This is a genomic window from Actinomyces oricola (genome assembly GCF_004104015.1).
GTDB lineage: Bacteria > Actinomycetota > Actinomycetes > Actinomycetales > Actinomycetaceae > Actinomyces > Actinomyces oricola.
The window spans coordinates 33,509-47,209 of the sequence record NZ_RYFV01000013.1 but is presented as its reverse complement, the minus strand read 5'-3'; the positions used below and the strand labels follow the sequence as shown (position 1 = coordinate 47,209).

The window sequence follows — 13,701 nt, the reverse complement described above, 5'->3', positions numbered from 1 at the left end:
TGGTTGCAGGCATTCGTCTCACCTCCGGTGCAGGGCTGTGGCTGGTTGGATCCGCAGGATGGACCGCATTGAGGAAGCGGTTGCCGCCAATAGGACCAGGGCGATGAGCACAACCACCAGGACGAAGACCATGGGGCGCATGGTGATGGCGGACTGGAAGACGACTCGTCCAATGAGCTGCGCCAGGCCTGAGCCGATGGCGGCGCCCAGGATCGTGCCCGCGACCCCGATAACGAAGGTCTCGCCCAGGATGAGCCGGTTAATGGAGGCCGATGAGGCGCCAATGGCCTTGAGCAGGGCGAACTCGCCGGTGCGCTCCACCAGTGAGGCGGTAGTCAGGGAGGCCACCGCCAGCGCCGCGGCGACCAGGCTCAGGGCGGTCATGAGGATCATGAGCGCCTGGGTCTTGCCCAGAACCTGCCCCTCGACGGCAGCGACCTGGCGGACCTGCTTGGCCACCGAGCCGGTAATGACCTCCTCGAGCTGGTAGGCGATGGAGGAGGGGTAGGCGGTGCAGTACCAGGTCTCCCACTCCGCGGAGGACAGGGCCGCCGGGTTGGAGGCGGCCTTGCGGGACAGGTCGTTCTCCGGGGTGGTCAGGGCCTTGACCTCGATCTGCTCGACCTTGCCCGGGCGGCCGGTGAGGTCCTGCACCACGGCCAGCGGCGTGTAGAGCCTGGTGTCGTCCTGGTCGCCGGAGGTGTAGACACCAGTGACGGTCAGAGTGCAGGTGCCCGTCGAGGTGGTCAGGGTGAGGGTGTCCCCGGCGGCGACTCCCAGCTCCTGGGCCAGCGTCGTCCCCACGATGGCCTCATCGGCGTCGTCGGCGGGCCAGGCCCCCTCCATGGTCCACCATGAGCGGAGCGTCGAGACCCCGGCGACGACCTCCTGCCCGGTGGGCAGGGCGAGTTCCTTATTGAACCAGGTCCCGGTCACCGCCGTGTTCTGAAGGGTGGTTCCCGCGGCGGAGACGGTGACGTGCCCGGTCAGGGAGGGGGCGAAGTCAACAATGTTGTAGGCCCAGAAGATGGTTTTGACATTAGCGACCTCGGCCTCGTCGAGGAAGGCCGTGGCCTCGGAGTCCTCCCCGGTCTCGTACAGGTCGGCCACCACGCCTTCGGCCCGGGGTTGAACAATGATGTTCGAGCCGTAGGTGGTCAGTTCGGCGTTGATCTTGTCGCCCACGTCGAGGACCACCCCGAGCATGGCCACCGACACCGAGGCGCTGAGGGCCACGGTCAGCACAATGAGGGCCCGGCGGCGGATCTGGCGGGCGAAGGATCGTTGGATGAGGCGGAGGAAGAACATCACCGGGGCCTTTGCGCAGCGGGGCTCGGGTTGTGGGCGCGGGTGGGGCGGGTCATGCGAAGACCTTCGAGGCCGCCTCCAGGTCGGCGACCCGGATGGTCAGGTCCCCGCCGTCGACGTCGAAGTCCAGGGGGATGGGGTTGCACCCGCCCTTGAAGCCAATGGTGGCGGGATTAATGGCCACGTCGCAGCGCTTGCAGATGACCTTGCCGTCCTTCTCGTAGTAGCCCGAGGGGCCGCAGTTCTCGCAGGCGTCCAAGCCCACGCCGTAGGCGCCCCCGTTCTTGAGCACGACGATGAAGCGCACCTCCACTCCATCCGAAGCGGTGTAAGCATAGCGATGCAGATGCCCGTCCTGGAGGATGTCAATGGGCAGGCGGGCGAGGTCGTCGTCGAGGGTGTAGGGCTCGGGGTCGGACAGCGTGGGGACCTCATTGGCCTTGGCGACGCCGATCGTACGGGTGGCGACCAGGGCGGCGAAGCCGATGGCGGAGGCCATGACCCATCGGCGTGTGCGCCGGCGGCTCGAGACGACGGCGCGACGGCGGGCGGGATTGGGCTGGTCGGGGACCCGCCCGAGGGCCGCCAGGAAGGCGGCGGCGAGCGGCACCAGGAATAGTGCGGCCGCCGTTATGAGCACCACTCCCTGGGAGTTGTTGGTCAGCCAGGTGATGACCCGGAAGGCGGTGCTGTTGAGTTGCACACGGTGGACGGAGTGCAAGGTGGCGACCAGCTCGGTGAGGTGGAAGAGCAGGACCATGATCCCCAGGGTCAGGACGCCCAGGCGGGTGAGCCAGACCGGGGCGCGCCGCGACGCCCGGTAGTAGGTGAAGGCCAGGACGGCAATGGCGGCCCACCCCAGCAGGAATCCGAGCAGGCGCATCAGCATCTCGGAGGAGAACGTGGATTCGCCGGGTTCAATGAAGGCGGTGAGCTGGAGGACCGTCTGCGGCACGGCCCGGAAGAAGGCCAGGGCGAGCGCGGCGCACGCGCTCGCATTGGTCACCGCCGCCAGTCGTCCCTCGAGCCCCCATGAGCGGCGGCGCACATTGAGCGCCAGAACCACCATAAGAAGGGCATCGGCAATGACACAGGCGATGAGGGTGGGGATATTGACCATGGTCCGCTGGGTGAGGACGGCCGTGGCGCGCAGGATGGCGAAGACGGTTCCGGCCAGAAGGCCGACGAGGACCGACCCGGCCCGCCAGCGGGAGGCGCGGGGCCAGCCCTGGGGCACTGCGGGGTTCAGGACAACAGCCAGGGCGGCCAGGAGCAGGAACGGCAGTGTCATCCCTCCGACAACCGCGACATAACGTTCCAGCATGAGGATTAAGTCCTTCCTAGAGAGCAGCGAGCGGCGGGCCCGCCGGTTGGATGTCAGGTGGCCGTCGGCGCCCGGAGGGTATCTGGGCGCCGACGGCCGCTGGGCAGCTGAGGCGAGGACTCAGTCCCGGTTCACCACTCGGTGGGGGTGTACTGCCAGTCCCAGCTCAGCTCAATGGGCTCGGTCCAGAACCTACCCTTGACTCCGGTCTCCTCATCAGTGTGGAGCATCCAGCCGTTCTCCTCGGGACTGTGGATAATCAGAGTCAGGGTGTACTCCCCGGCATCGGGCAGGGCGATGTTGCCGCCGTAGTGCGGGCCGTCCGAGGCGTTCATCGGCATGAAGGTGCCCTCGGCGGCCACTGAGCCATCGGACTTCTTGGTGATCTTGTACTCCACCGTCAGGCCGGGGACGAAGTCGCCGACGCCGTAGCCCAGAGTGTTGCCCTCCAGGCCGGAGATGTCGGCCTCCAGGTGGAAGGAGGCCTCGGAGGCGGCCAGACCCATGCCCGCCGGCTCCATGTCAACGGGCTGGAAGTAGACGACGGCGACGTTGATCTGCCCCTCGGCCTCCTGGTCGCTTCCCACCGGGAACTCCTGGAAGCCGGAGCCGGCGTCGTCTGCGGCATTGGAGGCGGACGCGGAGTCGGTGGGGCTTGAGGAGTTGGAGCAGCCGGCGAGGCCCAGGGCTCCGGCAAGAACGAGGGCGCCAATGGTGCTGGCGAGTTTAAGGTGAATGCGCATGGGATTCCTTCCGTGTCGGGGCTGGGGCCCCGCGTCGGGCGGCGCGGGGCCGGGGTCTTCCGGCCGTTGGTCGGGAAGATGTGTGATGGTGGCGGGTTCAGTCAGCGGGCTCGGCCGCCCTCTCCGCCTCAGGCCGGGCGGCCTCGACGGACGCCTGGGCCCCCGCTGTTGTTGTCTCCTTCGTCTCCTTCGCCTCTGCGGGCACCCCCGGCTCCTCGGCGGCCGCGGCCCGGGCGCGCTCCTTGTCAGCACTGCGGTGACGCACCAGGGAGACCACTGACAAAACGATGACAATGACGGCCATGACCGCCTGGGCGCCAAGGGTCTCCCGGTAGGGGTAGATACCGAGGTAGTCGTAGGTGGGTACGCCCTCGATATAGGTGGCTGGAACAATGTCGCCCTCCAGCAGCGCATGCACGCCGCCTCCGGCGAAGATCACCACGAGCACGGCCATCATGGCGCTGGTGATCGCGAAGAAGGGGCGCAGGGGGATCTTCACCGAGGTGAACCGGATGAGGAGGAAGACGATGACGAGCACCAGGGCGCCCACGCCGAAGCCCTGCCAGATGCTGGCCGAGCCGCCGGGGTCCATGGCGAAAAGGGCCTCGTAGAACATGACGGTTTCGGCGCCCTCGCGGAAGACGGCCAGGAATGACAGGGAGGTCAGGGCCCAGACCCCGCCATTGGATATCGAGGCCTCGGTCTTGTCCTTGATGTAGGCGTTCCATGAGGCCACCGAGGCCTTTGAGAGCATCCAGTTGCTGGTGAACAGGAGCATGACCATGGCGACCAGCGCCACGACCCCCTCGAGGACCTCCTGGTGGGCGGAGGCGGAGTTGTAGAGCCAGGCGAATAGGACGGCGACAATGCCGCTGGCGATCAGGCCCAGCACAATGCCGATATAGATCTGCTTGACGCGGTTCTTCATCCCCGCCTTAATGAGGTAGGCGATGATTGCGGCCACCACGAGGATCGCCTCAAGGCCCTCGCGCAGCAGGATGAGGAGGGCCTGGCCGAAGGAGCCGGACAGGAAGACCTTAATGGGGTTGACGTCGGCGGCGGCGCCGCCGTCCAAGGTCGCGGCATCATCGGCGAGCATGGTGGTCAGGGAATCGACATCGGCCTTGAGCTCGGAGGGGTCGGCCCCGGAGAGCATGGCTTTGCGCACGACCTTGAACTGGTTCTCCACCTGAGAGACCCTGTCCCCGGATATTGCCGCCATGACGGTCTTCTCAAAACCGAGCTTCTCGTAGTAGCCGTAGTAGGCCTGATTGACCAGGGCCGCACCGGCCTCACCGTCGCCGGCGACGGCCTTGTCATAGCCCTGGTTAATCAGGGTGGTCATCTCCGCGGCAATATCGCTCCATGTGCGCTCGCCGCGCCCCTCGTTGACCTGCGTCTGGCTGGCCTGGAGCTGCGCCCGCTCGGTGGCAATGGTGGCGGCGCGCTCGGCGGCGTAGTCCCGGGGCGAGGACAGGTCCGTGAGCGCGTCGAGCTCGGTGGCCGAGTTGGCCACCGAGGTGGCTAGATCGGCCACGCCGTCGGCGATCGTCTGCTCGTTGCCGGCGGCGTAGGCCGAGGAGCGCAGCGCGGAGAAGGCGTCCCGCTGCTCGGCCATGGTCTCCTCCCCCAGGCGGTCGGAGGTGACCTTGGCGAGGTTGGAGGCGACGTAGTCGGAGTTGTAGGCGCGCTGGAACCCTGCCGCGGCGCCCGCCCTGTCCCCCTGCCGGTAGTCCTCCAGGGCCGAGTTGAGCTCATCACTGACGGCCTGGGCCACCTCGCTCCAGGTGCCGTAGTCGGTGTCAGTGTCGGAGGCATGCGCCTGCGGCTGGACCGAGCACACGACCCACACGAGGGTCAGGAGCAAAGCGACCAGCGTGATCGCCCGCGTTGCCGGGTATGGCGGGTTGACGCGGGCGGGGGTGTGGTGAGAGGGCATACGGGGACTCTTTCGCACGTCGATGACGCTGGAACGACAGACACTTATTTTAGACACATGAGGCTCGCCTATATCGAGAAGGATAGGCTCATCTACGCTGTGAGAGGAGCCGGTCTCACAGAAAGGAGTACAGTGCGTCAGAAACACGGCTTGGTTCCCCGCCCCGGGCGTTGGCGAGGGCATTGCTCCTTCCCCGCCACGGGCGCCTCCTGGACTATTCGCTCCCCCGCGCCATTGAGCGCCCCCCTGCGTCGGGGAGTCGCAGAGCTGGTCGCCTCCTTCGAGCGGACCTGGTCACGTTTCCGCCCCGACTCGCTGGTCAGCCGGGCCGCCCGCGGTGAGTTCGGCGCCGGCCCGGCGCTCCTCGACCTGCCACCGGGCTCTGGGCGGATCCTCGACCTCTACGACCGCCTCCACACCGCCAGCAGCGGGCGCATTGACCCCCTGGTGGGCGCCCGGCTGGTCGAACTCGGCTACGACCCCGCCTACTCCTTTACGGTGCGCCACGGAAACCTCCGCCGCCTGGACGCTCCGGCGGAAACCATGAATTGGGCGGCGTCGGCGCACCACGACGGCGACCTCCTGCGCCTGGAGACTCCGGCGCTGGTGGACGTGGGCGCTGTGGGCAAGGGGGCACTGGCCGACCTCGTCTCCGATCTTCTAGATGGCAGCGGCGTCACAGAGCACATTGTGGACGCCTCGGGGGATGTCGTGGTGCGCTCGGCCGAGCCGGTGCGAATCGGGTTGGAGGAGCCGGGCGCCGAGGATCGTGTTGTCGGGGTGGTTGAACTCACTGAGGGCGCGGTGTGCGCCTCGGGGATCAGTCACCGCGCCTGGGGCAATGGACTCCATCACATTCTGGACGCCCTGACCGGGCAGCCCACGAGCAGCGTGCTGGCCTCCTGGACCGTGGCCCGCCGGGGCGCCGAGGCCGACGGCCTGGCCACGGCGCTGTTCATGACCCCACCGCAGGACTTAGTGGCCGCCGGCTTCCGCTTCGACTTCGTGCTCCTGCGCTCAGACGGCACCGCGGCCATGAGCCGCACTTTCCCCCGGCTCGGGGAAGTCTTCACCCGGGAGGCGCCGCACCCGCCTGCCCGGCCCCCCGCGGGGCCGGGCGAGCGTGCTCTCTAGCCGCATGCCGGGGTCAGATCGCGCCCGGTCTCACCCTTGGACCCGACCGCCTGCGCTCGGCGCACCGACGCGGATGGTCGGCATGCCAATGGGCACCGGCGCGGTGTCGGGCTCCGGGGCGGCACGGGCCTGCGCCTGCGCCTGCTCCCAGGCGTCCCCGGCCCGGGTGCGACGCACTGCGAACAGGGCCGGCCCGTCGTCGTACCACACCCGGTCGCCCGCGGGCCGGGCCTCGTTGGCCGCGAGCGCCTCGGCGCTCACCGCCCCGCACAGGGCCGAGTCGGCAATGAGGTTGTGGGGGGCGCCGTGAGTGACGCGCGCGCTCACCATGTCCCCCGGCCGTGGGGCGCCGCCGGCGTAGTCCGTGGCGGATAGGCCCTGGGGCAGGGCCACATGGACCAGGCGGTTGTCCGCCGCCCGCCCCGAGATGCGCGCGGTCGCAGCGTCGCGGCGGCCCTCCCCCTGGGCCACGAGCACCTCGACGACGCGCCCCTCCTGCTTGACGTTCTCCTCATGGGTCATGCGGCGCACCAACTCCTCCAGGCGCCGGTAGCGGTCTTTGACCACCTCGGCGGGGATCTGGTCGTCGCGGTCGGCGGCCGGGGTGCCCGGCCGCGGGGAGTACTCGAAGGTGAAGGCCGACGCGAAGCGCGCCTGCTCCACCACGTTGAGCGTGGCCTGGAAGTCCTCTTCGGTCTCACCGGGGAAGCCGACAATAATGTCGGTGCTGATGGCGGCCTCCGGCATGGCGGCCCGCACCCGCTCCAGGATCCCCAGGAATCGCTTCGCCCGGTAGGAGCGGCGCATGGCCCGCAGGATGGTGTCGGATCCGGACTGCAGGGGCATGTGGAGGCTGGGCATGACGGTGGGCGTGGAGGCCATGGCCTCAATGACGTCGTCGGTGAAGGCCGCCGGGTGTGGGCTGGTGAAGCGCACTCGTTCAATGCCCTCCACGGCGCCGCTGGCGCGCAGGAGTTTCGCGAAGGCGCGGCGGTCGCCGAATCCGACGCCGTAGGAGTTGACGTTCTGGCCCAGCAGGGTGACCTCTATGGCCCCCTGGGCGGCGACGGCCTCGATCTCCGCCAGAATCTCCCCGGGGCGCCGGTCGCGCTGCCTGCCCCGCAGGGAGGGCACAATGCAGAAGGTGCACGTGTTGTTGCAGCCCACGGCAATGGACACCCAGGCGGCGTAGACGGACTCGCGGCGGGTGGGCAGGGTGGAGGGGAAGACCTTGAGGGACTCCTCCAGCTCCACGGCGGCCGCCGCATTGTGGCGAGCCCGCTCCAGCAGGGCGGGCAGCACGTCGAGGTTGTGGGTGCCGAAGACGACGTCGACCCAGGGGGCCCGCTCCACAATCCCCCGCCCCATCTGCTGGGCCAGGCACCCGGCGACGGCGATCTGCATGCCGGGGCGCTGCCGCTTGACCTCGGCCAGCTGGCCGAGGTTGCCGAAGAGCCGATTGGCCGCGTTCTCACGCACCGAGCAGGTGTTGAGGATGACCACGTCCGCCCCGCCGTCCCCGGCCCGTGTGGCCCGGGCGGCGGCCTGGGGGACCTCCTCGGCGCGCCGATACCCGGCCTCCTCCAGGAGCCCCGCCATGTGCTCCGAGTCGTGGACGTTCATCTGGCAGCCCAGGGTGCGCACATGGTAGGTGCGCACGCCCGTGCGGCCTGAGAACAGCGGCACCGCGGTGGCCGGAGAAGGTGCGTAGGGCGTCGGCGTCATCAAGGTGCATCCTAGAGCGCCCCCGGACCCGGTCCCGGCCCCCCGGCCCACGGCAGGGGGTGCAACATGTCACCCGGCCGGCCGCCCCGCCGCGCCCCCGATCATCAGCGGGCGCGCTGCCGCACCGGGTCGTGTCGGCGCTCACCTTGACCATATGATGCCAGCCGAACCATGACCTTGGAGGTTTCCATGGCCCAACGACGCGCCACTCCTCACGCCCCCTTCGTCACTCGGCATGTTGCCGGCGCGGCGAGCGCCGGCGCCCATGTCTTGGCGGCCCTGGGCGTTACCGACCTCGAGGAGCTCGCCGCCGCGGCCCTGCCATCCGGGCTGCCCGTGCTCCCGGCGCCGGGGCCCGGCGAGCCGACGGCGGCCGCAGGGGGCTTGTCGGAGGAGCAGGCCCGCGAGGCGCTGCGCCGGCTGGCGGCCCTCAACGACCCCCACATTGAGATGATCGGCTGCGGCTACCACCCCACGCTCACCCCGGCGGTGATCGCCCGTGATGTGCTGGGCAACCCGGCGTGGACCACTGCCTACACGCCCTACCAGGCCGAGATCTCCCAGGGGCGCCTGGAGGCCCAGCTCCTGTTCCAGACCATGGTCTGCGACCTGACGGCCCTGCCGGTGGCCTGCGCCTCACTGCTGGACGAAGCCACCGCCGTGGCCGAGGCCGTCCTGCTCATGGCCCGTGCTGCCCGTGGGGCTCGCGGGCGGGCGGTGGTCTTGGACGCCGGCCTGCACCCCCAGTGCCTGGAGGTTGCCCGGGCCCGCTGCGAGGCCGTGGGGATCCCGGTGGTCGTGGCCACGGCGGCGCAGTTGTGTGAGCCCGGCCCGGCCGGAGACGGCCCACTGCTGGGCGCGGTGCTGGCACAGGTGACGACGCGCGGCGCCATTGCCGATCTGGCGCCCGCCATTGAGGCCGCGCATGCCCGCGGCGCTTTGGTGGCCGTGGACGCAGATCCCCTGGCCCTGACGCTCCTGGAGGCGCCCGGCGAGTTGGGCGCCGATATTGTGGTGGGCAGTGCCCAGCGCCTGGGCGTACCCCTGTTCTTCGGCGGGCCCCACCCCGGGTTCATGGCGGTCACCGCCCGGCTGACCCGCCAGGTGCCGGGCCGCATTGTGGGTGTTTCTCGCGATGTCGAGGGCGCCCAGGCCTACCGCCTGTCCCTTCAGACCCGCGAGCAGCACATCCGCCGGGAGAAGGCCACCTCGAACATTTGCACAGCCCAGGCGCTGCTGGCCGTGGTGGCCGCTTTTTACGCCGTCCACCACGGCCCCGAGGGCCTGGAGCGCATTGCCCGGCACGTTCACGACCAGGCGGTGGGCATTGCCGTCGCACTTCGCGCCCACGGGCTGGAGGTCGAGCATAAGGCCTTCTTCGATACTCTGAGCGTTGTTCTGCCCGGGGGCGCCCGGGAGGCCGTGGCCCGAGCCGAGGCCGCCGGCTACAACCTGCGCCTGCTGGACGAGGACCATGTGGGCCTGTCCACCAACGAGACGACGACGCCGGCTGACGTCGAGCGCGTGGTCGCCGCCCTGGCCGCCCCGTCCTCGACCGCAGCCACCGGCGCCGGGAGGCCCACCGGCGGGCGAGCCTCGGGCTCTGGCGGCCTGGGCCTGCCCGAGTCGCTGCGGCGCACCAGCAGTTACCTGACGCACCCGGTCTTCAACACCTACCACAGCGAGGTGGCTCTTGTGCGCTACCTGCGACGCCTGGCCGACCGGGACCTGGCCCTGGACCGCACCATGATCCCCTTGGGCTCGTGCACCCTCAAACTCAACGCCGCCATTGAATCGGCCCTGTGGCTGGAGCCCGCCCTGGCCGGCATCCACCCCCTGGCCCCGGCCCGCCAGACGCGCGGGTGGCGCCTCATGCTCACCCAGCTCTCCGACCGCTTGGCCGCGCTGACGGGGTATGACCGGGTCAGTGTCCAACCCGCCTCTGGAGCCCAGGGCGAGCTCGCCGGCCTGCTCGCCATTCGCGGCTACCTGCGCTCGGTGGGTCAAGACCGGCGCGACCTGTGCCTGGTGCCGGCCAGCGCCCATGGCACGAACGCCGCCTCAGCCGCCGGGGCCGGAATGCGCGTAGCGGTGGTGTCCACCGCTGCTGACGGCTCGATTGACGTCGAGGACCTGCGCGCCGTGCTTGCCGCCCACCGGGAGCGGGTGGCGGCGATTATGCTCACCTACCCCTCCACGCACGGCGTCTTCGAGCCGCAGGTCATGGAGGTCACGCGTCTGGTGCACGAGGCCGGTGGCCAGGTCTACATTGACGGGGCTAACCTCAACGCCCTGTGCGGGCTGGTGCGACCTGGAGATCTGGGCGGCGACGTCTCCCACCTCAACCTTCACAAGACCTTCGCGATCCCCCACGGGGGCGGCGGGCCCGGGGTGGGGCCGGTGGCCGTCAAGGAGCACCTGGCCGCCTTCCTGCCCGCTGGGCCGCGCGACTCGGCACCGCCGTGCGAAGGCGACCCGGACGCCGGTTTCAGTGCGCCACCGGTCATGGGGGCCCGCTTCGGTTCGGCCGGGGTCATGCCCCTGGCCTGGTCCTACCTGGCCCTCATGGATGACGCCGACCTGCGCACAGCTTCCTTAAGCGCCATTGCCAACGCCAACTACCTCGCCCGTCGCTTGGCCGACGCCTTCCCCACCCTGTACACCGGCCCGGGGGGACTGGTGGCCCACGAATGCGTCCTGGACCTGCGCCCGATCACCAGGGACACCGGCGTCACGGCCGAGGACGTGGCCAAGCGCCTCATCGACTACGGTTTTCACGCCCCGACCCTGTCCTTCCCGGTGGCCGGCACCCTCATGGTTGAGCCCACCGAGTCCGAGCCCGGTGAGGAGTTGGACCGCTTTGTGGCGGCCATGCGCGCCATCCGCGCTGAGATTGACCAGGTGGAGCGCGGGGCCGTGAGTCTGGAGGACTCAATGCTGCGCCGCAGCCCGCACACCCTGGCCCAGGTGGCCGCCGAGGATTGGGACCGGCCCTACACCAGGGCTCAGGCGGCCTTCCCCCTGCCGGGCATGGAGCGGGACAAGTACTTCGCACCTGTGGCCCGCATTGACAACGCCTGGGGGGACCGCAACCTCACGTGCACCTGCCCGGCACCGACTGATATCGCCGACGACGCCCCCACCACCGCCTCGGAGGACTCATGACCCCCGTCTCGCTGCACCGCACCCCCCTGCATTCCGTTCACACCCGCCTGGGCGCCTCTTTCACCGACTTCGGCGGGTGGCGGATGCCGCTGCGCTACGCCTCGGACATAGCCGAGCACCGGGCGGTGCGCTCCAGCGCCGGCATCTTCGACCTGTCCCACATGGGTGAGATCGGCGTGAGCGGCCCTGGCGCCCTGGCCGCGCTGGATCACGCCCTGACCGGCGCCATGGGCACCCTGGCCGTGGGGCGGGCCCGATACACCATGATCGTGGACGCCTCCGGCGGCGTTATTGATGACCTCATCGTTTACCGGGTGTGCGACGAGGAACTTCTGGTGGTCCCTAATGCCTCCAACCGCGACCGCGTGGCCGCCGAGCTCATGGTGCGCAGTGAGGGCTTTGACTGCGAGGTCGCCGACCTGTCCTTGTCCACGGCCCTGCTCGCCGTCCAGGGGCCCCGCGCCCAGGAGGTGCTGCGCGGTGTGGTGGAGTCCGGCGCGGCCATGCCCGCGGCCCTGCGCCCGGCTGCCAGTCGGGCATCGGAGGGCTGCGGCGCCGATGTCCTGTGCGGCGATGAGCTCCTGGCACGGCTGCGCTACTACGCGGCAGTGCGGGCCACGGCCGCGGGGCATTCGGTGCTCCTGGCCCGCACCGGCTACACCGGTGAGGACGGCTTCGAGGTCTTCTGCAACGCTGAGGACGCCGAGGACCTGTGGGACGTCATCTCAGGCAATGCCGCGGCCCTGGCCCCAGCCTCGGGAAACGAGGCCGTACTCACGCCCTGCGGGCTGGCCGCCCGCGACTCCCTGCGCCTGGAGGCCGGCATGCCCCTGTACGGCCATGAGCTCAGCGCGGAACTCACCCCCTTCGACGCCTCCTTGGGATCAGTTGTGGCCCTGAGCAAGCCTGATTTCGTGGGTCGGCCCGCCCTGGTGGCCCGCGCGGAGCACCAGGGGCGGCCCGGAACCCGCGTCCTGGTGGCCCTGGCCGGTGAGGGCCGGCGGGCAGCCCGGGCGGGCTGCCCCGTCGTGGGGGCTGATGGCACCGAGCTGGGGGTGGTGACCTCTGGACTGCTCTCCCCCACGCTGGGCCACCCGATCGCCCTGGCGCTGCTGGCCCCCTACTCCCCGCAGGAGCCCGCCTGGCCGGTGGGCACCGAGCTGAGCGCTGATGTGCGCGGCCGGCATCTGCCCATGCGCGTCGTCGCCGCCCCCTTCTACAAGCGCACCCGCTAAAACGGCGCCCCGCACCGTTGAACTGCTGAACTGTCGAACTGCGCCCAAACTTGACCGCGCCGCCGCAGGCGGCACCACAGAGAGGAACCCCATGCCCGCACAACCTGTCCGCGCGGCCCTGCGCTACTCCGCGGAGCACGAGTGGATCAACGACGAGTCCCCGGCGCGCGTGGGCGTGACCGCCGTGGCCACCGACGCCCTGGGGGAGGTTGTTTTCGTCGACCTGCCTGACGTCGGCTCGGAGGTGACCGCCGGCGAGCCCTGCGGCGAACTGGAGTCCACCAAGGCCGTCTCCGACATCTACTCCCCCGTGACCGGCCGGGTGGCGGCGGTCAATGACGCGGTGATCGACGATCCCGCCATTATTAACACCGACCCCTACGGTCAGGGCTGGCTCTTCACTGTGGAGGTCAGCCAGGCCGGAGAGCTGCTCAGCGCCCAGGAGTACGCCGAGCGCTTCGACGCCGAGATCACCGGCTGACCGTGCCGGGGCCCGCCCCGGCACGCCGCGCTGCCTGCGCCCTCTCGAGCGCGGGCGGCGCAATCGGCTGCGCTAAGCCCACCACAGCGGACTGTTGCCGCGTTAGGCTCGTCACATGCATATCGCACTCGCCAGTGACCACGCCGGATACGCCCTCAAGCGGGAGCTCGCCGCCTGGCTGGAGTCCCAGGGGCACACCACCCAGGACTTCGGCGCCCCGGGCACCGAGGCCGCCGACCTGTCCGACCACGTCTACCCTGCTTCCCTGGCCGTGGCCCGCGGAGAGGCCGAGCGGGGCATCTTCGTTGACGGGGTGGGCTACGGCTCGGCCCTCATCGCCAACCGCGTGCACGGGCTGACCGCGGTGGTGTGCCAGGACCCCTTCTGCGCCCAGCTCGCCCGCCAGCACACCGACTCCAATGTGCTGTGCCTGGGAGGGAAGATCATTGGCTCGGCCATTGCCGGGGAGATTGTGCGGGTGTGGATGACCACCGACTTCTTGGACCAGCCCAAGTACCGGCGTCGTGTGGCCAAGGTTGAGGAGATCAGCAACCGCCACCTCGTGCCCCTGGCGGACCTGGGCCTATAACCGCGAGCGGGGCCCGGGCGGCGCACCGGGGCGCGCGTCCACGACCCGCCATGCGCTG

Annotated in this window: 10 protein-coding genes; 5 read left to right on the top strand and 5 right to left on the bottom strand. The window is 69.9% G+C overall.

Going from position 1 to position 13,701, the window contains the following annotated elements; all coding sequences use genetic code 11:
- Nucleotides 1–18: 18 nt before the first annotated feature.
- The 4 genes from EUC46_RS06765 to EUC46_RS06750 all read right to left on the bottom strand — a co-directional run bounded on the left by EUC46_RS06765 (nt 19) and on the right by EUC46_RS06750 (nt 5,314).
- Nucleotides 19–1,308, bottom strand: a complete 1,290-nt coding sequence (locus EUC46_RS06765) for an ABC transporter permease (RefSeq protein ID WP_128773424.1) — start codon at nt 1,306–1,308, stop codon at nt 19–21.
- 52 nt (nt 1,309–1,360) lie between these two features.
- The gene (locus EUC46_RS06760) at nt 1,361–2,599 is read right to left on the bottom strand and encodes a DUF2318 domain-containing protein (protein ID WP_241655444.1); all 1,239 of its coding nucleotides are present in this window, start codon (nt 2,597–2,599) and stop codon (nt 1,361–1,363) included.
- A 164-nt stretch (nt 2,600–2,763) separates the two neighbouring features.
- Complete coding sequence (locus tag EUC46_RS06755; RefSeq protein WP_128773422.1) at nt 2,764–3,375, bottom strand: iron transporter; 612 nt, start codon at nt 3,373–3,375, stop codon at nt 2,764–2,766.
- Between the two features lie 97 nt (nt 3,376–3,472).
- Nucleotides 3,473–5,314, bottom strand: a complete 1,842-nt coding sequence (locus EUC46_RS06750; protein ID WP_128773421.1) for an FTR1 family iron permease — start codon at nt 5,312–5,314, stop codon at nt 3,473–3,475.
- A gap of 132 nt (nt 5,315–5,446) precedes the next feature.
- On the opposite strand from EUC46_RS06750, the gene EUC46_RS06745 reads away from it, so the two are divergent.
- Nucleotides 5,447–6,448 carry an FAD:protein FMN transferase gene (locus tag EUC46_RS06745; protein WP_241655443.1) on the top strand — a complete coding sequence of 334 codons (1,002 nt, stop codon included), beginning with the start codon at nt 5,447–5,449 and terminating at the stop codon, nt 6,446–6,448.
- Nucleotides 6,449–6,478: 30 nt separating this feature from the next.
- Here EUC46_RS06745 and miaB read toward each other — a convergent pair whose 3' ends face one another.
- Entirely contained in the window at nt 6,479–8,173 is a 1,695-nt protein-coding gene (miaB, locus tag EUC46_RS06740; RefSeq protein ID WP_128773419.1) for a tRNA (N6-isopentenyl adenosine(37)-C2)-methylthiotransferase MiaB, read from the bottom strand.
- 171 nt (nt 8,174–8,344) lie between these two features.
- On the opposite strand from miaB, the gene gcvP reads away from it, so the two are divergent.
- The 4 genes from gcvP (at nt 8,345) to EUC46_RS06720 (ending at nt 13,643) form a co-directional block, all read left to right on the top strand.
- Nucleotides 8,345–11,338, top strand: a complete 2,994-nt coding sequence (gcvP, locus tag EUC46_RS06735) for an aminomethyl-transferring glycine dehydrogenase (RefSeq protein WP_241655442.1) — start codon at nt 8,345–8,347, stop codon at nt 11,336–11,338.
- Nucleotides 11,335–12,573 (top strand): glycine cleavage system aminomethyltransferase GcvT, encoded by a 1,239-nt coding sequence (locus EUC46_RS06730; protein WP_128773418.1) that lies wholly within the window; start codon nt 11,335–11,337, stop codon nt 12,571–12,573. The genes gcvP and EUC46_RS06730 overlap by 4 nt, the downstream gene beginning before the upstream one ends.
- Nucleotides 12,574–12,664: 91 nt before the next feature.
- Nucleotides 12,665–13,054, top strand: coding sequence for a glycine cleavage system protein GcvH (gene gcvH, locus EUC46_RS06725; RefSeq protein ID WP_128773417.1), 390 nt, complete (start codon nt 12,665–12,667; stop codon nt 13,052–13,054).
- Nucleotides 13,055–13,169: 115 nt separating this feature from the next.
- A complete protein-coding gene (locus EUC46_RS06720) occupies nt 13,170–13,643 on the top strand; it encodes an RpiB/LacA/LacB family sugar-phosphate isomerase (protein WP_128773416.1) in 474 nt (157 codons plus the stop codon).
- Nucleotides 13,644–13,701: the final 58 nt, after the last annotated feature.

Coding starts and splice junctions, on each gene's coding strand:
- EUC46_RS06750 (WP_128773421.1), bottom strand. CDS start 5,314: ATGCCCTCTCACCACACCCCCGCCCGCGTCAACCCGCCATACCCGGCA.
- EUC46_RS06730 (WP_128773418.1), top strand. CDS start 11,335: ATGACCCCCGTCTCGCTGCACCGCACCCCCCTGCATTCCGTTCACACC.
- EUC46_RS06755 (WP_128773422.1), bottom strand. CDS start 3,375: ATGCGCATTCACCTTAAACTCGCCAGCACCATTGGCGCCCTCGTTCTT.
- gcvP (WP_241655442.1), top strand. CDS start 8,345: ATGACCTTGGAGGTTTCCATGGCCCAACGACGCGCCACTCCTCACGCC.
- EUC46_RS06765 (WP_128773424.1), bottom strand. CDS start 1,308: ATGTTCTTCCTCCGCCTCATCCAACGATCCTTCGCCCGCCAGATCCGC.
- miaB (WP_128773419.1), bottom strand. CDS start 8,173: ATGACGCCGACGCCCTACGCACCTTCTCCGGCCACCGCGGTGCCGCTG.
- EUC46_RS06760 (WP_241655444.1), bottom strand. CDS start 2,599: ATGACACTGCCGTTCCTGCTCCTGGCCGCCCTGGCTGTTGTCCTGAAC.
- gcvH (WP_128773417.1), top strand. CDS start 12,665: ATGCCCGCACAACCTGTCCGCGCGGCCCTGCGCTACTCCGCGGAGCAC.
- EUC46_RS06720 (WP_128773416.1), top strand. CDS start 13,170: ATGCATATCGCACTCGCCAGTGACCACGCCGGATACGCCCTCAAGCGG.